The sequence below is a fragment of the Rhizobium viscosum genome (genome assembly GCF_014873945.1).
Classification (GTDB): Bacteria; Pseudomonadota; Alphaproteobacteria; order Rhizobiales; family Rhizobiaceae; genus Rhizobium; species Rhizobium viscosum.
Genome location: NZ_JADBEC010000002.1, coordinates 1,056,989 through 1,076,748, shown reverse-complemented (window position 1 = coordinate 1,076,748; position 19,760 = coordinate 1,056,989). Strand labels below are relative to the sequence as shown.

Here is a 19,760-nt window from a genome sequence, read left to right as displayed (position 1 = left end):
CACAAGCCGGTTCAGGGAGGTATTTCTAAGAAACTGCGGAGAGGTTGTCCTTTTGCAGGGGCACTTTGCTCGTCGTTCTGATGGCGGCGAAGGCAGCGGCGAGCGGGCGAACCGTGGTGACTTCCAGCAATGCCTGGACCTGTCTTTCGATCACACCAAGGAGGAGAAAATGAATTATCGCAATTTGCTTATGGCGTCGGTGACCGTTTTCGTGGGTCTTGCCGGTGCAGCCTCGGCTCAGGAAGCCGCGACCGTCGCCTTCCTGATGCCCGACCAGGCATCCACCCGCTATGAGCAGCACGATTTCCCTGGCTTCAAGGCCGAGATGGAAAAGCTGTGCGCCAAGTGCACGGTGATCTACCAGAACGCTAACGCTGATGCCTCGCTGCAGCAGCAGCAGTTCAACTCGGTGATCGCCCAGGGCGCCAAGGTCGTCGTGCTCGACCCTGTCGATTCTGCTGCCGCCGCCGGTCTCGTCGAGATCGCCCAGTCGCAGGACGTCAAGGTCATCGCCTATGACCGCCCGATTCCGGACAAGCCGGCTGACTACTACGTCTCCTTCGACAATGAAGGCATTGGCTATGCGATCGCCAAGTCGCTCGTCGAGCATCTGAAGGCTTCAGGCGTTGCCGACGGTGCTGGCGTGCTCGAAATCAACGGCTCGCCGACCGATGCGGCCGCGGGTCTCATCCGCGACGGCATCCACCGCGGCCTGAAGGAATCAGCCTACAAGACGCTTGCCGAATTTGACACGCCGGAATGGGCGCCGCCGAAGGCTCAGGAATGGGCTGCCGGCCAGATCACTCGCTTCGGGGCCGATATCAAGGGCGTGGTTGCCGCCAATGACGGCACGGCAGGCGGCGCGATCGCCGCCTTCAAGGCCGCAGGCGTGAAGCCGGTTCCGCCGGTCACGGGCAATGATGCGACGATCGCAGCCCTTCAGCTTGTCATTTCCGGCGACCAGTACAACACGATTTCCAAGCCGTCTGAAATCGTCGCTGCAGCCGCTGCCAATGTGGCGGTGCAGATGATCAAGGGTGAAAAGCCGGAAGCCAAGACGACGCTCTACAATACGCCGTCTCAGCTCTTCATCCCTGCCGTCGTAACGGCAGAGAACATCAAGGCAGAAATCTTCGATAAGAAGATCCAGACGCCCGAGCAGATCTGCACCGGCGAATATGCCGAAGGCTGCAAGAAGCTTGGCATCACCAACTAAACGCGCTTGAGTGAGCTCCGGCCGCACCAGGTGCGGCCGGATGCCCCTATGGCAAGAAGGACTGCCCCATGAGCAGGGATCTGAAGGATATGCCGGAGAAGGGTCAGACGATCCTCCGGTTGAGCAATATTTCCAAAAATTTCGGTGCCGTGTCGGCGCTGACCGATATTGAGCTGGACGTGAAGGCCGGCGAGGTCGTGGCGCTGGTCGGCGACAACGGCGCCGGCAAGTCGACCCTGATCAAGGTCCTGGCGGGCGTGCACCAGCCCTCGTCCGGAACGATCGAGTTCTGCGGCCAGAACGTCACGCTCGACAGTCCCGGCAAGGCATTGGAACTCGGCATAGCCACCGTCTTCCAGGATCTTGCGCTCTGCGAAAACCTCGACGTCGTCGCCAACCTGTTCCTCGGCCATGAAATCTCTCCGTGGGGCCTCGACGAGGTTGCCATGGAAGTGCGTGCCTGGACGCTGCTCAAAGAACTTGCTGCCCGCATCCCCTCCGTGCGCGAGCCGATCGCCTCGCTTTCCGGCGGCCAGCGCCAGACGGTCGCCATTGCCCGTTCCCTGCTGCTCGATCCGAAAATCATCATGCTGGACGAACCGACTGCGGCCCTCGGTGTCGCCCAGACTGCGGAAGTGCTGAACCTGATCGAGCGCGTCCGCGAGCGTGGCCTCGGCGTCATCATCATCAGTCACAACATGGAAGACGTGCGTGCCGTGGCAGATCGCATCGTCGTGCTGCGCCTCGGCCGCAACAACGGCGTCTTCACGCCCGATTCGTCCAACCAGGAACTCGTTGCCGCGATTACCGGCGCCACCGAAAACGCCGTCTCCCGGCGGATCGAGCGCAAAACCGGGGCTGCCCATGAAACCAGCGGGAGGCCCGCATGAGCCAGAAAATGTCAGAGACTATCCGCCAGCCCGCCGCTCTCGACCGCAGCGACGAACGCGTGCGCCACGATGATAATATTATGGGCATGACCAAGGCCTTCTTCGACCGCGTCCGGTCGGGCGATCTCGGCATGCTGCCGGTTTTTGTCGGTCTGATCGTCATCTCGACGGTCTTCTCACTTCTCAATCCGGTGTTTTTGGCACCGAACAACCTGGTCAATCTGTTGTTCGACTGCGCCACCGTCGGCGTCATCTCGCTCGGTATCGTCTGCGTGCTGATGCTCGGCGAGATCGACCTCTCGGTCGGTTCGATGAGCGGCCTTTCGTCCGCCATCCTCGGCGTGCTCTGGGTCAATATGGGTTGGGCGATCCCTCTCGCGATCCTGGTCGCGATTGCTGCGGGCATCGCCGTCGGCGCGCTTTACGCTGTCCTTTTTAACAGGCTCGGCATGCCGAGCTTCGTTGCGACCCTTGCAGGCTTGCTCGCACTGCTTGGCATGCAGCTCTATATCCTCGGGCCGACCGGGAGCATCAACCTTCCCTATGCCTCACCGCTCGTCCGCTTCGGCCAGATCCTCGTCATGCCGGACTGGCTGTCCTACGTGCTTGCCCTGCTGCCGGGTGTCACCCTTGTCGTCAATGAAATGCGAAAGCGCCGCCAGCGCCAGGCTTCCAATCTCTCTTCGCCACCAGTTGGCGCTCTCGCGATCAAGGCCGTCGTGCTTACTGCCGCGCTGGAATTTGCCGTCTATTATCTCAATCTCGGCCGCGGCGTGCCGTGGATGTTCGGCCTCTTCGTCGCCATCGCCGTCATCCTCAACTACGCGCTGACGCGCACAAAATGGGGACGCTCGATGTTTGCCGTCGGCGGCAATCGCGAAGCGGCGCGCCGCGCCGGCATCAATGTGCGTCGCATCTATCTCAGTGCTTTCGTGCTCTGCTCGACGCTTGCCACGATCGGCGGCATCCTGTCGGCCTCGCGACTTGCCTCCTCCAGCCAGCAGGCCGGCACCGGCGATGTGAACCTGAACGCCATTGCGGCGGCGGTCATCGGCGGCACCAGCCTGTTCGGCGGGCGTGGCAGCGCCTATTCGGCTCTGCTCGGCATCATCGTCATCCAGGCGATTTCCAACGGGCTGACGTTGCTCAATCTCAGCTCGTCGCTGCGCTACATGATAACAGGTGCTGTTCTCGCCATCGCCGTCATCGTCGATTCGCTTGCCCGCCGGTCCCGTGTCAGCCACGGCCGCGCCTGACCCGCATTCTCAAGGAGTATTCACGTGACTGATCTCATGAAAGGCAAGGTTGCCGCCATCACCGGTGCGGCATCTGGCATTGGGCTGGAATGCGCCCGCACGCTTCATGCCGAAGGCGCAACCGTCGTGCTCATTGACCGTGCCAAGGACAAGCTCGAGTCTCTCTGCAAGGATATCGGTAAGGGCGCCCTGCCGCTCGTCGTCGATCTTCTCGACGGCCCGCAGGTCTCCGGCATGCTGCCGCGCATCCTGGAATTGGCCGGCCGGCTCGATATCTTCCACGCCAATGCCGGCGCCTATATTGGCGGGCCGGTCGCCGAAGGCGATCCGGATGCGTGGGATCGGATGCTCAACCTCAATATCAATGCGGCCTTCCGCTCGGTCCACGCCGTGCTGCCGCACATGATCGAGCAGAAGACCGGCGATATCCTGTTTACAAGCTCGATCGCCGGCGTGGTGCCCGTAGTTTGGGAGCCGATCTATACGGCATCGAAATTTGCAGTTCAGGCCTTCGTCCATTCGACCCGCCGCCAGGTCGCACAGCATGGCGTGCGCGTCGGCGCCGTATTGCCGGGACCGGTCGTCACCGCGCTGTTGGATGACTGGCCGAAAGCCAAGGTGGAAGAGGCGCTCGCCAACGGCAGCCTGATGCAGCCGAAGGAAGTGGCCGAGGCCGTGCTCTTCATGCTATCGCGGCCGCGCAACGTCACCGTCCGCGATCTGGTGATCCTGCCGAACAGCGTCGACCTCTGAGGTTGACAGGTTCGGTTCCGGATTGCTCTAGAACCTGAAACTGCCGATTTGAAACGAGAGATCATGAGCGACACTTCACGCACGCCACCAGCGGGTGCCAAACATGTTATCGGCGTCGATGTCGGCACCGGCAGCGCCCGTGCGGGCCTGTTCGACCTTGATGGCCGGATGCTTGCATCCGCCAAGCGGGATATCACGCTCTTCCACGAGACCGGTTCGATTGTCGAGCAATCGAGCACCGAAATCTGGGCAGCGGTCTGCGCCGCCGTTCGCGAGATCGTGGCGACAAGTGGTGTCGATCCGGCTTCGGTTGCCGGCCTCGGTTTCGACGCGACCTGCTCGCTGGTCGTGCTGGGCAAAGGTGGCGGACCACTGCCCGTCGGTCCTTCGGAAGATCCGAACCGGGACATCATTGTCTGGATGGATCATCGCGCCGTTCCGCAGGCGGAGCGCATCAACGCGCTCGGTCATGACGTGCTGCGTTATGTCGGCGGACGTATCTCGCCCGAGATGGAAACACCGAAACTGCTTTGGCTGAAGGAAAACCGGCCGCAGGTCTTCGATGCCGCCTGGCAGTTCTTCGATCTCGCTGATTTCCTCACCTGGCGGGCAACCGGCGACCTGTCGCGCTCGACCTGCACGGTCACGTGCAAGTGGACCTATCTCGCCCACGAGAAACGTTGGGATGCCTCCTATTTCCATCAGATCGGCCTCGGCGTACTGGCCGACGAAGGTTTTACCCGTATCGGGCAATCGATCGTCGAGCCGGGTTCGGCACTCGGCCAGGGACTGACCGCGGCTGCGGCCGGTGAACTTGGTCTCCTGCCGGGAACTGCGGTTGCCGCCGGTCTCATCGATGCGCATGCCGGCGGTATCGGAACGGTCGGGATCGGCGCAGGCCCGCAGGCCAATCTCGGTTACGTCTTCGGCACCTCGTCCTGCACCATGACATCGACATCGCAGCCGGCCTTCGTTCCGGGCGTCTGGGGTCCCTATTTTTCGGCCATGGTTCCGGGCATGTGGTTGAACGAGGGCGGCCAGAGTGCGGCAGGCGCGGCCATCGATCAGCTGCTCTCTTTCCATCCGGCTGCCAGCGAGGCGCGAGAGCTTTCGAAAAGTGCCGGTGTTTCGCTGCCGGCCCTGTTGGCGGACATGGCCGTCCAGAAGGCAGGGCGCTCCTCCGATGCCGTCGAGCTTGTCGCAGGCCTGCATGTCGTTCCCGAATTCCTCGGCAATCGCGCACCCTTTGCCGATCCGCATGCCCGCGCCGTGATCGCCGGCCTCGACATGGAGAGGGATATCGACAGTCTGGTCGCGCTCTACATCGCCGGTCTTTGCGGCATAGGCTATGGCCTGAGACAGATTATCAACACGCAGGCCGATGCCGGCGTTACCATCGAGAACGTCGTGATCAGCGGCGGCGCCGGCCAGCATGATTTCGTCCGTCAGATGCTTGCCGATGCGGGCGGCAAGCCGGTGATCGCGACGAAGGCCGAGGAACCTGTCCTTCTGGGCGCGGCCATCCTCGGCACCGTCGCGGGCGGGCTGTTTAGCGATATGCGCGCGGCGATGACGAAACTCTCGGCCGTTGAAAAGACCTATGAGCCGGCGCAAGGTGCGATCGCTGATCTTCACGCAAAGCGTTACGAGGGCTTCAGGCAGTTCCAGACGCTGACGCGTGACTTGCGGAAATTCTGAACGGCCGACGTCTCGATCGCGAGTGCCTCACGGCCAGGCGGCAAAGGATGGGGCGAGGCCTTTCTCCGACTGCGCGGCGATCTTGCGCCGGTAGGCGCCTGGCGGCTCGCCGACACGGCTCTTGAAGAAGCGGCTGAAATAGCCTGGATCGCGAAAGCCAAGCCCGAAGCCGATCTGCTCGACCGACTGCTGCGATTGCCCAAGCCGCAGTTTCGCCTCGGCGATCAACCTTTCGTGGATCAGTTCCAAAGGGCTTTTCCCGACGCCGGCGATACAGACCCGGTGCAGATGGTCATAGGTGATGCCCATGGTGCGAGCGATATCGGCAATCGCCGGCTGCTCGCGATAGCGCAGTTCGACGATCTGCCGGAACCGCTGCAGCGTCATCGCCCCGGTGCCGGACGTCTTCGTCGGCAAGGAAGCTCCGGAGGCTCGCCAGAGCTGCAGCAGCAGGACGCAGAGATAGGCGCTTACGACGGCAGTTCCTCCCGGCAGAAAATGCTGTCCTTCCTCGGTCATCACCGCGAAGGCGCGACCGATATCGCTTACATTTCCAGCAACGTTTTCGCCTTGAGCGACGACGATCCGCTCGATCATGTCGTGCAGCTGGACGGCAGCCGGACTGTCGCCGACCGTCCTGTGGACGACATTTTCCGCAGCCATCAGCATCGCCCCTTCACCGCCAGCAGCAAGGATGAATCTGCCCGCAATCCGTCGTGGCAGCCAGAGCAATGCCGGCGCTGCAAGCCCGAGTTCCTCCTGCCCGTCGATGAACAATATCGCTTTGCCGCGCGAGACGAAAAAGGCCCTGTAGGACGCGCGGCTGTCACGGGTGCCCAGGCTCCAGGTCTGGCTACCGAGACCGGCGGCAATCGCGGCGGCCGTGACAGACAGTGCTGGCGAATCAAGCGATCTTTCGGCCATGTCTGCCTCAAAAGCAAAAAACAGTAGCGCTGCCGTTCTTACTCGGCGACTTCCAAGAAAAGTACAATAAAGTGCCAGAAATATCCATTCTATTTCGCGGCGAATTGGTCCCTACTGGATCGCGAGGAGAGCCTGAAATTCAGGCAGCAGGGTGAGGAACTTCCCGTGAAAGACGTCGATTGCCGGGCGTGAGCGCCGGATTCGCATGAGCCCGGCATGTGCCGGAAACCAGCAAAATCATCGCGCCATCCCTTGGGAGGGACAGCAGGCGCATATCGGAAAGGGAACGAGATGGTAGACCTGATGCTTCTCATTGGTGGCCGCACCATGCCGGCTTCGAACGGCGCGACTTTCGAACGGTTGAACCCGATTACCGGTCAGGTGGCAACCACGGCCGCTGCGGCAACGCTGGACGATGCGCATGCGGCCGTCGTTGCAGCAGCTGGAGCCTTTCCAGCCTGGTCGGCGCTCGCTCCGACTGAACGGCGCAAGCGCCTTTCAAAAGCTGCCGACCTCCTGGATTCCCGCACGGGCGAATTCATCGCTGCGATGGCCGAGGAAACCGGCTCGACTGCCGCCTGGGCAGGCTTCAATGTCTATCTCGCCGCCAACATGCTGCGTGAAGCCGCGGCCATGTGCACTCAGATCAGCGGCGAGGTCATCCCGTCGGACAAGCCGGGCCTGTTGGCAATGGCCGTGCGGCAGCCGGCCGGCGTCGTCCTCGGTATCGCTCCCTGGAATGCTCCCGTCATCCTCGGCGTGCGTGCAGTCGCCCTGCCGCTTGCCTGCGGCAATACCGTCATCCTCAAGGCGTCCGAGCTTTGCCCCAGGACGCATCACCTGATCGGCGAGACTTTGCAGGAGGCAGGCCTTGGTGACGGTGTCGTCAATGTCGTGACCAATGCTCCTGCCGATGCCGCGACTGTTGTCGAAAAGATGATCGCCCACCCGGCCGTACGCCGCGTCAATTTCACCGGTTCGACCCGCGTTGGAAGGGTGATTGCAGAGGTTTCCGCGCGCCATCTGAAACCCGTGCTGCTGGAACTCGGCGGCAAGGCGCCCTTCCTGGTGCTTGATGACGCCGATATTGGCGAAGCGGTGAAGGCCGCGGCCTTTGGCGCTTTCATGAACCAGGGTCAGATCTGCATGTCGACCGAGAGGATCGTCGTCGACGAGACGGTTGCCGACGAGTTCGCTGAAATGTTCGCCCGCAAGGCTTCGACGCTGGTCGCCGGCGATCCGCGCCAGAGCAATTCGCCACTCGGCTCGATGATCGGTCTTGATGCGGTGGAACGCGTCAACGGCCTGATCGAGGACGCGGTTTCCAAGGGCGCACGCCTGCTGGCAGGTGGCCGTGCAGTCGGGACCCTGATGGATGCGACTGTGCTCGACCACGTGATGCCGTCGATGCGGATCTACGGGGAGGAAAGTTTCGGTCCGGTTGCCTGCATGGTGCGCGTGCGTGGTGTCGATGAGGCGGTCCGTGTTGCCAATGATACGGAATATGGCCTGTCTGCCGCAGTCTTCGGCCGGGACGCCACCCGCGCGATGGGGGTCGCAAGACGGATCGAAAGCGGCATCTGCCATGTGAACGGTCCGACCGTTCATGATGAGGCACAAATGCCGTTCGGCGGCGTGAAGGCCTCCGGATATGGCCGCTTCGGTGGTAAGGCCGGCATCAATGAATTCACCGACCTGCGGTGGCTTACTGTGGCATCGCAGCCCGGGCATTATCCAATCTGATACCGGGACACTTGGTTAGCCCGGCACGCTTCAAAGGCGATGGCAGATGGTCACGAAATTCGTGCGTGGAATATAGCGGTATTCCACGATCATGTCCGTGCAATCGAGACACCGACGCTGCACATAGCGCGCACGAACGACCGGCTTTGCTCGATGCTTGGTGACATGGGGTCGTTCATAACGTTGAATCATGTCGGCAGAATTGGCCGGGCCTGTCGAAATGGCGGCTATGGCCAACGTCAACAACGATACCAGCAAGGCGCGCATGCTGCTTTTCTCCTCAGATAGGGGCGGGCGCGCGCATATGTGCGCGCCTCCTGGGCTCAGTGTGTGCTCAGCTTCGCTTCTGCGGCGGCGGCGAGAAAATCTTCTCTTGCCGTTTCTAGGCTGATGCGCCCTTCGACGGCACCCTTGCAGGCGTTGCTTGCCTTGACGAACTTCGCTCCCGTGCGTCGCGGCCACATATCGTGGAGATAGATGAGCGCATCGAACGGGCCTCTGACGGTCCGGGATCCGGCGTTGTCGAACTCGATCTCGACCGGCTCGCTCCATTGGGCATTTGGCATCGGTTTTCCTCCTCCTGTCGCGAGCGCCAAAACGTCACGAAGGGGAATTTGTTCCCGCCCTGGAGATCAGTTGGTTAATCGCGGCTTTACCACCGGAGTGGAAACGGTAGCGCTCGGCCGTGCCGAGCTTCGGGACGCTGACCACCGCCCGCTGGCTTAGCCGCCTCGCAGACCGCTTGAGCAGCCCATTGGCTTAATGAGGCTGGATGGTTACAGAGTTCGACGAGAGTCCGCTTTCGAACCAGCCGAGTCGCCCGTGAACGGCTTTGCGATCTGTACCGACGGAGAAACGGTCCTAACGGATTGAGCGTCTGCATTATCGGTCTTCTCGTCGAGCCATAAAGAGGCCCATACCAATACTCCGAATACAATTGCCAAAAAACACGCCAAGCCTGCCTCCGACCAGCGGGGTCTCGTTTTGATCAAGCGTTTGTCAGTGTTGAGCCTAATGATCATCGGATATCAATCTTGTTGGAAAAGCCTCGATATAGCTTCCTTCGGGTTGGGCGTGACCTTTTTGGCAGCGGCACCAAATCCCATTGGCGACGCAAGGACCATGCGGTGACCTCTCATCAGCATAGACATCACGTCGGGCAGGTCGCCTGCTGGGCAGGTGACCTGCCGATGGTCCGATTTCGTCGGTCTCGGCGGGCGGAGAACCAAGTTGCCGGAGCGAGATCGGGTCCAGGGTGTCCTCGGTGGGAGGACCCGAGAGACCAAATTAATTTAGATCGTTGTAATGGATGTCGGAACTACACTTAGGTGTGAGCCAACTGAACTTGCTTTCGCGTCTAGGGCTTCCGGTCCAACCCTAAGTCTAGTCTTCGCGGACCTGCGTATGATTTCTCGCAAGCCTTCCCGCCAATAAGCTTCTCGGATCGCCGAAAGTCCGGCGATGAACGAGAAACAGATCGGCCGCAGTCCCAAGTTGCGGCTCGTGACACTCATCGGAAGGATATAGAATGAGCCGCTTTGGGCAATTTGCAGTGGTTGCTCTCGTTTCCTCGCTCGCTTTCGCAGGCGTGAGCCGAGCCGACAGCCTGGATATGAACAATGGCGCCAAAATCGAAAAAACGCTGCAGACGTTCAGCAGCAACTTCGACGTCCGGGATATCAATGATTACGCGAACTACAAGGATCAGCCCGAAGATTCTGACGCCGCTCAACCGCGCACCGATGCTGGGGTTCAGCACATCCAGGCTTCCATCAAGGAAAACAAGGATCTGGTCAGGCGTCTCGGCGAGCGCGGTGTCAAAATCGACGACGTCGTCAATGCCGAGCAGGCAGCCGACGGCAGCATGACATTCTGGGTTCGCTAACCCTGAGGGCCTGGAAGATCACAATTCCAGGCCTCTTTCATTCGCTTGCGGACACATAATCAAGTGAATGGACGAATTCATGCATCGGGGCCGCGGCAGCCGTCGTGGCGAGCATGGCGCTAAGGCGACCCATGCGAGCCGATCCAATTAACGACGCCCGCAATGGAGCTGAATTCGTCGACACTTCGGCTCGGTACGTCGGGGTAAGACGAAGCCACCATTTCGCTTAACGCTTTCCCGGGACCGAACTCGAGAAACGAGGTTGCCCCGGCTTCCACACAGCTGCGGAGACACTCTGACCACAGGACAGTCTGCGACACCTGTCGCGCGAGTTTGGCAAGACCTGCCCGGGTATCGACGACGGTCGTACCATCGATCCCGCTTATCAGGCGAACTCCCGGAGATTGCGGAGAGCAGACCGCTGCAAGCAGGACATCGCGGAAATCATCCGCAGCCTTGTTCAGCAAGTTTGTGTGAGACGCGACCATGACCTGTATGAATGCGATTCTTTGAGCATTTGCGGCACGAGCTGCTTCGGCAATGGCGTCCAGGGCAGGCCGCCCCCCTCCGACGACAAAGGCGTCACCGGGATTGATAATCGAGATTGCTGCTCCGTAGCGAGTGCAGAGAATGTCGACCGCATTCCGTGAAAGACCGCGTATGAACAGAAGGCCGTCACCCGGAGTACTTTCGGCGTCCATGATCTCTGCCCGGCGCGCAACGAGGTCCAGGGTCTCCTTGGGCGAGAACAGCCCTGCTATGCCCCAAGCCGCAACCTCTCCGACGCTGTATCCGGCAACGATTATTTGCGAAGGCAGGTACGACTTAAAGGTCTCGAATGTCGCCAGCGCCTGCAGCGTGCAAAGTATCTGGCCGGTTCGATTGCTGTGAAGCGTCTCGATCGATTCTCGTTTGACGAGTTCGCGAGGGTCAACGCCGCCAAGCAGGTTCGCGCAATACGCAAAAAGCTCATCGGCTTCCGGCGCACTTTCCGTGAGAGAAAACATCGCAGAGTTCTGGTGTCCTTGTCCGGAACACAGGATGGCGACTGGCATGACGGGCTTTCACCTCGGAAAGAGGATGGCCACAGCGATGGCCAATGTGACGATGCTCGAGACGGTACTTGCGATCACCATCGATCCCGTCGCACGCGAGTCAAGGCGATAGTTGACAGCGAACAGGATCCCGAAAAAACCGGAAGGTACAGCCGCCAGCAAGATGGCGACTTTCGCTGCATCCCACGGGATCGACAACACCAGCACGACGCCAGCGGTCAGGATGGGGCGCACCAGGTTCGACATGATGGTCGCGCTTATGACCTTCCTGTCGAGTTTGAAAGCCTCCGCAGAAAGGACCACACCTGTCAGGAACAGCGCTACGCCGGGGGCTGCGTGACCAATTAGAAGCAGACTGGCATCGACGACGTCACCCGTTTTCAGCCCACTGAGTGAAAATAGTATTCCAACCAAGGGGGCGACGACGACAGGCTTCGTCAGAGCATGCCATAGACTGTGCGAGATCTTGGGCCGCTGCCCGTCATTCGCGCCGGGCTTGTCGACATGCATTTCGACGAGAAGCAATGAAAGCGGGCTAATAATGATCGAGCCACTTGCGAGTACGATCGCGAGCGGCACAGTCCCACTGGGACCCAGCACGTCATTAAGAATAGGAAGACCTACACCCGCCAGGTTCGGAAACGCGATCGTGAGTGCCTGCAGCGAGGCGTCTGCTTTGCCGACCTTCATGTAGCGTACTTGAAGTAGATACCAGGCGGCAAACACGACGAGCATGACGCCGCTGCTGATGAGGAAAAGCGGTGCTTGTGCGAGCATTTCGGTACGTGGGGCGGTCGCTGTCGCTGCAAACAGCGACGCGGGCAAGGCAAAGGTCATGACGAGGACGTTCAGCCCCTCGACATGATGATTGTCGACGATAGCCAAGCGCCCAGCAACGTAGCCAAGCGCCATGACAAAGAAAATAGGAAGCAGCGCCAGTAAGATCGTATGTGCCATCAGATTTCCCGTCTTTCATGCACGTCGACAAACAACGTCATTGCAAGGAGATCTGCCGAGCCGCCGGGGCTGAGCCAGCGATCGCGAAATTGTCGATGGATCAAAGCGGCACGACGTTTCCACTGCGGAGCACGGATCCCGCCGTCGTCCAGAAAGTCCTGGGCGAGTTGTTTCGCGTAGAGAAGGCCGTCCGGGCCGCCCCGATGAAGCAGGTTGGTGTCGTCGAGAACCGCAATCAGCGCGAAACAAGTCTGGACGCGAGCTGCCTCCGGATCATCCGGACGCGCCCTGATCGCATCTCGTAGGGCGGGCAAACCAACCCGATAGACGGTTGGAAAGCCTTCCGCCGCTTCGAGGCGCGCACCGCCGGCGCCAAAGCGACGTCTCGCCCTGTCGCCATGGCTGTGCAACAGGATAGGACCGTCGAGAATGTCATGCCCCCAGCGTTCTGCGACGATTGCACCAAGCGAAAGGTCGTCGGCGACAACGCCGCTTGCTCTCGCACCCGCTGCCGCGCACAAAAGTCCCATTCCGAATATCGCACCCCTATGGGTATTGATGCCGGAGGTGGCGGCACGCATTGCGGCTTCCGCCTCGATGCCGATGACCCGCAGGCGCCCCATTTCACAGTCCTCGGCCCCGGCGTCCGCCAAAGCTCCGAGGAAGGGGCTTATTGCTGCAGCGCTTTGACGAAACGTCTCGCAATTCATGTCGTCGTGGCTGCCACAGTCAATGTGACTGACGAGCCCCGGTTTCGGCCAGGTTTCCAGTTCCAACAAAAGACAGGCCGTCGCTCTCGACGCGATGTAGCTGAGGTTTGCTGGCCGTCTGTTTCCTGTATGTGATCGTTCTTGCGTGGCGGGAGGGGGCATCAGGAAATTTCTCATAGGTTCGTATCCCCGTTCAGAAATGCCGTCGGGTGGCACATCATCGTTCCCGAGATGGATTTGACGAGAATGTCGCCAGTTGCGCCAAGAAACTCCCGCCAGTGAACTCCGGCGCCGTCATAGCGGATGAACTCTCCATCCAATCGCATCGGAGCCATTGACTGGATGCCCGCCAGATCGTTGGCCAAGGAGACGGCGTTCGTATTTCGGTAGAGATAAAACAGAAAATCGAGATCGGAGCTGGAGGTCAGATAATCCAGACCCGTAATTGCGCTCCATCCAAGACTACCAAAGACCCTGACGTCGATCGCGTGCCGGGACGCCAATTCGCCGATTTCCCGCAGCGTTGGAATCCAGTCACTGGGTGATTTGGGGTGGACCGCTTCCAGAACAGGAGGGCGATCAACTGACAGGATCTGATGTTCTTGAATTACGAGGGAGAGCCGTTTCTTTCCGGCAGAAGGAGGCAAGGGCAGGCCAACGGAGATGCCTGCCGGCCCTCCCGGCTCCGGCCGGCGAGCGACCACGGGCCAACCGTGTCTACGCCATTCAGCAATGAGAGGCTCGGAACAAAGGCAAGGATTGTCCTCGATTATCGAGGTCCATGACTGCGGATCCAGCGAAACCAAATCGTGCCGCCTCGGCGGCACGATGTTACGGCGCGAGTGCGAGCGCATGAACCCGCTCCGCAATTTCGGCAGCTTTTATCCGGCCCTTGCGTTCCTTGCCCAATGAATCGCGAATATCACGAGTGTCAGGCAGGTCGGCCAACAGCGCGTCGAGCTGAGCCGCAAGAGAGCTGGTCGCACTCCATATTCGGTGAACCGCCCCTGTCTGCGCCAGGTTTTCGAGGCCGGGCGCGAAAACGGGCGTTGATTTCGCTTTTTCTTCGAGAACCTCGACAGAAAGCTTCGTTACCTTCGACATCGAAGGCAGGTCCATCACCGCCGGAGACGCACCGGGTAACCCGACCAAAACCCGTGTTGCCAATGCCGTCGCCAGGAACGCCCCGGCCGCCGAATGGCCGTAGAGGATGCCAATGGTCGGCCGACCGTGCATATCGGCATAAGTCAGGCATTTGGCGAGGTGCGCCAGGAATTCATTCAAGCCCAGCAGCTCGTCGCGCTTGCTCATCCGCTGGCTGTCGCTGTCAACGATAACAAGGATCGGGCCGCTTCCCGTTTTCAGGGCGCCGAGCACGAAGCTTGAAAGACGGATCGCCTCGTCTACGCCCAATGCCGTCCGGTCCGAAACGCCGATCACCATGCCTTGGCCTCCGGCTTGGAGCGAGCCGTATCCGGTAAGGATACCGTTGTCGTTCTCCACCTTGCAGCCGTCGGGAAAAAGCGAGGCCAAGATTTCATCGAGCGTCATGATGGGTGCTCCGCAGTTTGTCGGCGAGGGATACGAATTTTTCGGTTGGCATTCCCGGCACCGAAGCGGCCTCGGGCACACCGATCGCCTTCCAGATATCGAGCGCGTCGCCAGACGCGCCGAAGCTTTGCAAGCGCTTCTCGAGGCGAACCTGTTCGTTCAAAAGGGTCTCGAGGGTGAGAGCCGCAACGGTTTGTACAAGTGCTAACGCCGCGTCTCGAAACGCTTTTGCCGTGTCGTCCACAAAGACATCGGCTGCGCCGATCAGATGTCTGTGTTTTCCGCCCATCGTTCGCCACACCAAAGCGCGGTCGCGGGAATCGAACTCTTCGATCCCTCGGTTCGTCTCGATGACTTCCGGGCCGGAAACGGCAATGCGTCCTTGTTCGGACACGACGAGAGCGGAGCAGCAGCCGGCTGTCAAACCGCCTCCGCCGTAGCAGCCCGCGCGGCCGCCGATAAGTCCGATGATCTTCACGCCGGCAGTTCTGGCTTCGACAACGGCCCGCATGATTTCGGCAATCGCCAGCTCTCCGGCATTTGCTTCCTGAAGCCGCACGCCGCCAGTATCGAAAAGGATCAACAAGGGTATCGACTTCGCATCCCGCGCAGCGCGCAAGAGGCCTGTCAGTTTGGCGCCATGGACCTCGCCGAACGCGCCGCCCATGAAACGGCCTTCCTGCGCCGCGATGAACACAGGCGAGCCTGCGAGCAAGCCACGTCCGATGATTATTCCGTCGTCGAATTGCTCGGGGAGATCGAAGACGCGAAGGTGGGGGCTGACCTCCCGCATTTCCGGTCCGAGGAATTCCTGGAAGCTTCCTGCGTCCAGCACAAAGTCGACACGCTGGCGCGCCGAAGCCTCGTACCAGCTCGAAGACATCTCGTGCGGCTTTGCAGGCCGCGCTTTTTCTGCAGAGCTCATTGTTGTTCCTCCATCACGCTGACCGCCTGCGCCAACCGCAGCATCACCGTATCCGGTCGTGCACCCCCATCGTTGATGGACAACTTGAGCCCACCGGGTGCGTATCGCTCGACAAAGTCATCGATGACAGCGGTCCAGACTTCTCTGAACCCTTCGGCTGCCGTTCTGATTTCGACCTGACAGTGGTTGTCGGGAAGGACGCGCTCCGCGAGGACTTCGAGATTTCCGGAGGCCACCACACCAACGATTGCTAGTCTTCTGTCGCCGGAAGCCCGCCTGTTGGTCTTATGGTGAAAGGTAAGATCTTCCATCACTTGCTCCTTTCACCAGTTGCGAAACTTCGAGGGAGGGGAATAAAGACCGCCCGACCATCGGACGAGATCCTTGATGGAGCGAGCTGCCAGGAGATTTCGATCCACGTCGAGAAGGTCGATGCCGAGATCTTCCGGGCGTCGGATCACGCCTCGCTCCCTCAGGTGCTGGACCATCTTCTTGTCGCGCGCGCGGCCAACGTCGGTATAGCCCGCCACTCCGCGGATGGCCTGTTCACGCTCCCGGCCATCCCGGCATAAGAGGAGGTTTGCGATGCCTTCCTCTGTAACAATATGAGTCACGTCATCGCCGTAGATCATGACTGGAGCCAGATCGAGCTTGAGTTTTTCAGCGAGGGCTAACGCGTCCAGCTTCTCGACGAAGAGAGGGACGTTTTTTTCTCCAAACGTTTCACCGATCTGAACGACGAGCTTGCGACCGCGGCGCAATGGTGCAGGTCCGTCGGGATCCGCTTCCTTGCCAGCTTGGAGCCATGGCTCGCTCGGATGACGGCGACCTCGCGGGTCGGAGCCCATGTTCGGCGCACCGCCGAAGCCTGCGATACGTTGGGTCGTAATCGTGGATGAGTTGCCGTCGAGATCGATCTGAAGCGTCGAGCCGATGAACATATCGCAGGCGTAGAGACCGGCTACCTGGCTAAAAGCCCTGTTCGAACGCAGGGAACCATCCGCTCCGGTGAAGTAGACGTCGGGTCGGGCGCGGATGTAGTCCTCCATCCCTACTTCCGAACCGAACGAGTGGATCTGTTGGACCCAGCCTGATTCAATTGCCGGAATCAACGCGGGATGGGGGTTCAAAGCAAAGTGGGATGCGATCTTGCCCTTAAGTCCGAGCTTGTCTGCGAACGTGGGAAGAAGGAGTTCGATCGCTGCGGTACTGAATCCGATCCCGTGATTGAGACGTTTCACGCCGTATGGAGCATAGATCCCTTTAATGGCCATCATGGCCGTAAGGATCTGCGTTTCCGTGATGGCGCCTGGATCGCGCGTGAACAGCGGTTCCACAAAAAACGGCTTGTCGGCTTCGACGACGAAATCAATGCGATCTCCGGGGATATCGACACGGGGAATCCGATCGACAATTTCGTTGACCTGGGCGACTACAACCCCGTCCTTGAACGCGGTCGCTTCGACGACGGTAGGCGTGTCTTCCGTGTTCGGTCCCGTATAAAGGTTGCCGTCGCGATCAGCGCTGACTGCGGCGATCAACGCGACATTGGGCGTGAGATCGATAAAATACCTGGCAAAAAGCTCGAGATAGGTATGAACCGCGCCCAGTTCGATCTTGCCGCCGAACAGCATTGTCGCAATGCGGGCCGATTGGGGACCTGAGTAGGCGTAATCGAGCCGCTTGGCGATGCCGTGGTCGAACAGATCGAGATGGCTGGGAAGAACCACGCCGGACTGTACCATGTGAAGGTTGTTGACCTTTGTTCGGTCGACGGCCAGCAACGCGCTGCTGAGCAAATCAGCCTGCTTCTGATTGTCACCCTCAAGGCACACGCGATCGCCGGGACGGACCACCGCCTCCAACAGCCGGGTCGCGTCCCGTGCCTCGACGATCTTTCCATTCGCCACAGCACTTCCCGCCTTGATGCGGGCAAGGTGCTCTTCGCGGTGTCGTTGCCAGTTCATCGTCATCTGGGCTCCTGCTTCTCAGTTGGTCGACAACCGCGTGGTTTCGATTTGACCGATTGGGATCTGCATCCGGAGGAATGTCTCCGCATCTGTGGGCGAGCGGTTGCGGCTATATTGCAAGGCCCGTTACTTCTTGGCGGTCGAGGCCTCTTGCTCTGCCTCGCGGGCAGCTCGGATGATCACGTCTGCCACTTGCCGGGGATGGGATTCGTATACGGAGTGGCTTGCTCCCTTGATCTCGATCGTGCGGCTCTTCGCTCTTTCGTAGTACCAGCGCTCCAGATCCGGGTTGATGATCTGGTCATTGCCCGCGACGATTGCCCAACTCGGCTTCGTTTTCCACGCCGCTGCAGTCAACGGGGTGGTGAACACTTCGGCTGCCGCAAGCACCTGCGACCGTGCCTCGAATTCCGCCTGCCCTTTCGGCATGTCCGGAGCGAAGAGCTTCGGGAAGTCGACCGGGTTCAGGTACGTGTAGCCGTCAGGCGTCTTCTTGATTGCGCCTTCGGTCTTCGCCAGGACGCTTGGTGTTTTCTTTCCAAGAGTGCCTTCGTCTTCGCCGACATCGGGTGCGTGTGCAGCAACGTAGACCAGGGCTGTCACGTTCGGGTGGACGCCCGCCTCGGTGATGATCGAGCCGCCGTAGCTGTGACCGACAAGAAGCGTCGGGCCGTTCTGAAGGTCGAGAACGCGCTTGGTCGCGGCCACGTCGTCCGCGAAGGACGTTTCGGGTTCCTGGGCCATCGTGACGTTGAAACCCTCTTTGGTCAGGATTTCGTAGACGGGTTTCCAGCCAGAGCCATCCACCCAGGCGCCGTGAACCAGAACGATATTCTTGATCGGTTCAGCGCTTGCGGGCGCCGCCAGTGCGATCAAGGGAAGGGTGGCTGCGAGGGTGACATAAGTCTTGAGCTGTTTCATGGCTATGGCTTCCTGTGTGGTTGCATTGAGACAAGGGTCGGCATCTTGCGAGCACAAAAGTAAGTCATGCGACTGAACTGGAATTCTGTTAACTCCGATCACTGTCTGCCGCAGTCACCAACGACGGCATCAAACTGCGCGGCTTCGTGGTCGTGACCTGGGCATGTGATTGGGTAAGTTCTTTTCTCCGGACGAAAACTAGCTTCGATGTTTCCCTTCGAGAATCACACCTAGGTGTAGGACGGGCACGACCAATGCATGCAAAGGACAAGGGGCAGACATAGCCTTTCGGCAGTGGGAATCGGCGTTCGGACCAGGCATCCATCGGCGCGGCTTTTCCGCTTGTGTGCACGAATTCGCCAGGTGATGTGCGACAACATGGTCGCACGACACAATCGGCAGGTGAGGCACGCCCTCTAGGCCAGATAGTTCTTGAGTACGGGAAGGTCGGAGACCGAGTACGACATGCCGAAGCGAAACCCTCGCCCCACCTCTCGCGGTGCCAGGGCATCCATATCTTCGCCCTCGACATAGGGTATCGAGAGTTCCGCGGAGCCTGTCCAGAAATCCGAAAACGTAAGATTGTCCATCAGCGACAGCGTCAATTCATCGACCGCGGGCTTGCCCTGCTGGCTGCCGCTCAGCGATGGGAAATATCTCCGTATCGTGGTCGGCCGGTTGAATACCTTTGCCGGATCCGTCACCTTTTCCCGAAGCTCGATGCGGGCTGTTGCCAGTCGCTCGCCATGAGATGAAACACTCGCGCCAAAGCGGCTTCCAGGTTCAAGGGGGCAGGCGGCGGCACTCGGCGCAGAAAAGCTCCTTGTTTGATAGATGCTGCCAAGTTTCTTGGGATAACCCTGTATCCAGCCGCGTGCGATCGCTGCATCGTTGTCGACAAAGATGAAAGGACAAAAATTGACTGGACGGCCTTCGAGACGTGCTTCCACCAGGATGAACGCCTCGCGGTACTGGTAGCGGGCTGGGTCCGTGTGCTCGTCGTTCGAACCTGTGAACTGCCAGTCGAGAAACCAGAAGAACGTGCGCCCCTCCGATTCTTCGTCGGGCGTCAGACCTATAGGAAGTAGGGCCGCGACAGCGGCGGGATCCGCCCAGTATTCGACGGCGATGCAATCGCCGGAATAGTGCCAAGGTGGCGGCGGGGTCAGTGAGGACTTACCGTCCGGCGTAAGCGGAACTGCATATCCCGAGAGCATTCGTCGCGCCTCCATCAAGTGGCCGGTCGGAAGCACGAACTCTCCCGTTCTCTCGCATGGAACACACCTATACCGGGAAATACGAGTTT

Annotated in this window: 20 protein-coding genes; 7 read left to right on the top strand and 13 right to left on the bottom strand. The window is 60.1% G+C overall.

The annotated features are described in order from the left end of the window. Positions 1-169 precede the first annotated feature (169 nt). From H4W29_RS25795 to H4W29_RS25775, 5 genes are all read left to right on the top strand, one after another. Positions 170-1,216, top strand: coding sequence for an ABC transporter substrate-binding protein (locus tag H4W29_RS25795; RefSeq protein ID WP_192731676.1), 1,047 nt, complete (start codon positions 170-172; stop codon positions 1,214-1,216). Between the two features lie 68 nt (positions 1,217-1,284). Further along, positions 1,285-2,106: an ATP-binding cassette domain-containing protein gene (locus tag H4W29_RS25790; RefSeq protein ID WP_210332368.1), complete on the top strand. Its 822-nt coding sequence runs from the start codon at positions 1,285-1,287 to the stop codon at positions 2,104-2,106. Next, on the top strand, positions 2,103-3,362 hold the full coding sequence (locus H4W29_RS25785) for a sugar ABC transporter permease (protein ID WP_192731675.1): 1,260 nt from the start codon (positions 2,103-2,105) through the stop codon (positions 3,360-3,362). The genes H4W29_RS25790 and H4W29_RS25785 overlap by 4 nt, the downstream gene beginning before the upstream one ends. Before the next feature lie 24 nt (positions 3,363-3,386). Further along, complete coding sequence (locus H4W29_RS25780; RefSeq protein WP_192731674.1) at positions 3,387-4,115, top strand: SDR family oxidoreductase; 729 nt, start codon at positions 3,387-3,389, stop codon at positions 4,113-4,115. 63 nt (positions 4,116-4,178) lie between these two features. Then, positions 4,179-5,813, top strand: coding sequence for an FGGY-family carbohydrate kinase (locus tag H4W29_RS25775; protein WP_192731673.1), 1,635 nt, complete (start codon positions 4,179-4,181; stop codon positions 5,811-5,813). A 27-nt stretch (positions 5,814-5,840) separates the two neighbouring features. On the opposite strand, the gene H4W29_RS25770 is transcribed toward H4W29_RS25775, so the two are convergent. Continuing rightward, entirely contained in the window at positions 5,841-6,737 is an 897-nt protein-coding gene (locus H4W29_RS25770; protein ID WP_192731672.1) for a helix-turn-helix domain-containing protein, read from the bottom strand. A gap of 291 nt (positions 6,738-7,028) precedes the next feature. Between H4W29_RS25770 and H4W29_RS25765 the strand changes: the two genes are divergently transcribed. Then, entirely contained in the window at positions 7,029-8,480 is a 1,452-nt protein-coding gene (locus tag H4W29_RS25765; RefSeq protein ID WP_192731671.1) for an aldehyde dehydrogenase, read from the top strand. 30 nt (positions 8,481-8,510) lie between these two features. Here H4W29_RS25765 and H4W29_RS25760 read toward each other — a convergent pair whose 3' ends face one another. Then, positions 8,511-8,747, bottom strand: coding sequence for a hypothetical protein (locus H4W29_RS25760; RefSeq protein WP_192731670.1), 237 nt, complete (start codon positions 8,745-8,747; stop codon positions 8,511-8,513). Positions 8,748-8,803: 56 nt separating this feature from the next. Then, complete coding sequence (locus tag H4W29_RS25755; protein WP_192731669.1) at positions 8,804-9,046, bottom strand: DUF982 domain-containing protein; 243 nt, start codon at positions 9,044-9,046, stop codon at positions 8,804-8,806. A 962-nt stretch (positions 9,047-10,008) separates the two neighbouring features. Here H4W29_RS25755 and H4W29_RS25750 point away from each other — a divergent pair. Further along, entirely contained in the window at positions 10,009-10,365 is a 357-nt protein-coding gene (locus H4W29_RS25750; protein WP_192731668.1) for a hypothetical protein, read from the top strand. 119 nt (positions 10,366-10,484) lie between these two features. Here the strand turns inward: H4W29_RS25750 and H4W29_RS25745 are convergent, their stop codons facing one another. The 10 genes from H4W29_RS25745 to H4W29_RS25700 all read right to left on the bottom strand — a co-directional run bounded on the left by H4W29_RS25745 (position 10,485) and on the right by H4W29_RS25700 (position 19,707). Beyond that, a complete protein-coding gene (locus H4W29_RS25745) occupies positions 10,485-11,420 on the bottom strand; it encodes an acyltransferase domain-containing protein (protein ID WP_192731667.1) in 936 nt (311 codons plus the stop codon). Between the two features lie 9 nt (positions 11,421-11,429). Next, positions 11,430-12,377, bottom strand: a complete 948-nt coding sequence (locus H4W29_RS25740; protein WP_312872384.1) for an AEC family transporter — start codon at positions 12,375-12,377, stop codon at positions 11,430-11,432. Beyond that, positions 12,377-13,249 carry a triphosphoribosyl-dephospho-CoA synthase MdcB gene (gene mdcB / locus H4W29_RS25735; protein ID WP_192732796.1) on the bottom strand — a complete coding sequence of 291 codons (873 nt, stop codon included), beginning with the start codon at positions 13,247-13,249 and terminating at the stop codon, positions 12,377-12,379. The genes H4W29_RS25740 and mdcB overlap by 1 nt, the downstream gene beginning before the upstream one ends. A gap of 11 nt (positions 13,250-13,260) precedes the next feature. Beyond that, positions 13,261-13,941 carry a malonate decarboxylase holo-[acyl-carrier-protein] synthase gene (mdcG, locus tag H4W29_RS25730; protein ID WP_192731666.1) on the bottom strand — a complete coding sequence of 227 codons (681 nt, stop codon included), beginning with the start codon at positions 13,939-13,941 and terminating at the stop codon, positions 13,261-13,263. Continuing rightward, positions 13,919-14,638, bottom strand: a complete 720-nt coding sequence (gene mdcE, locus H4W29_RS25725; protein WP_192731665.1) for a biotin-independent malonate decarboxylase subunit gamma — start codon at positions 14,636-14,638, stop codon at positions 13,919-13,921. Before mdcE ends, mdcG begins: the two co-directional genes overlap by 23 nt. Then, complete coding sequence (locus H4W29_RS25720; RefSeq protein ID WP_192731664.1) at positions 14,625-15,563, bottom strand: biotin-independent malonate decarboxylase subunit beta; 939 nt, start codon at positions 15,561-15,563, stop codon at positions 14,625-14,627. The genes mdcE and H4W29_RS25720 overlap by 14 nt, the downstream gene beginning before the upstream one ends. Continuing rightward, positions 15,560-15,874, bottom strand: coding sequence for a malonate decarboxylase acyl carrier protein (mdcC, locus tag H4W29_RS25715; RefSeq protein WP_192731663.1), 315 nt, complete (start codon positions 15,872-15,874; stop codon positions 15,560-15,562). Before mdcC ends, H4W29_RS25720 begins: the two co-directional genes overlap by 4 nt. A gap of 12 nt (positions 15,875-15,886) precedes the next feature. Then, positions 15,887-17,536, bottom strand: coding sequence for a malonate decarboxylase subunit alpha (gene mdcA, locus H4W29_RS25710; RefSeq protein ID WP_192731662.1), 1,650 nt, complete (start codon positions 17,534-17,536; stop codon positions 15,887-15,889). 123 nt (positions 17,537-17,659) lie between these two features. Next, a complete protein-coding gene (locus H4W29_RS25705) occupies positions 17,660-18,454 on the bottom strand; it encodes an alpha/beta hydrolase (RefSeq protein ID WP_192731661.1) in 795 nt (264 codons plus the stop codon). Between the two features lie 416 nt (positions 18,455-18,870). Beyond that, a complete protein-coding gene (locus tag H4W29_RS25700; protein ID WP_312872383.1) occupies positions 18,871-19,707 on the bottom strand; it encodes an acetoacetate decarboxylase family protein in 837 nt (278 codons plus the stop codon). Positions 19,708-19,760: the final 53 nt, after the last annotated feature.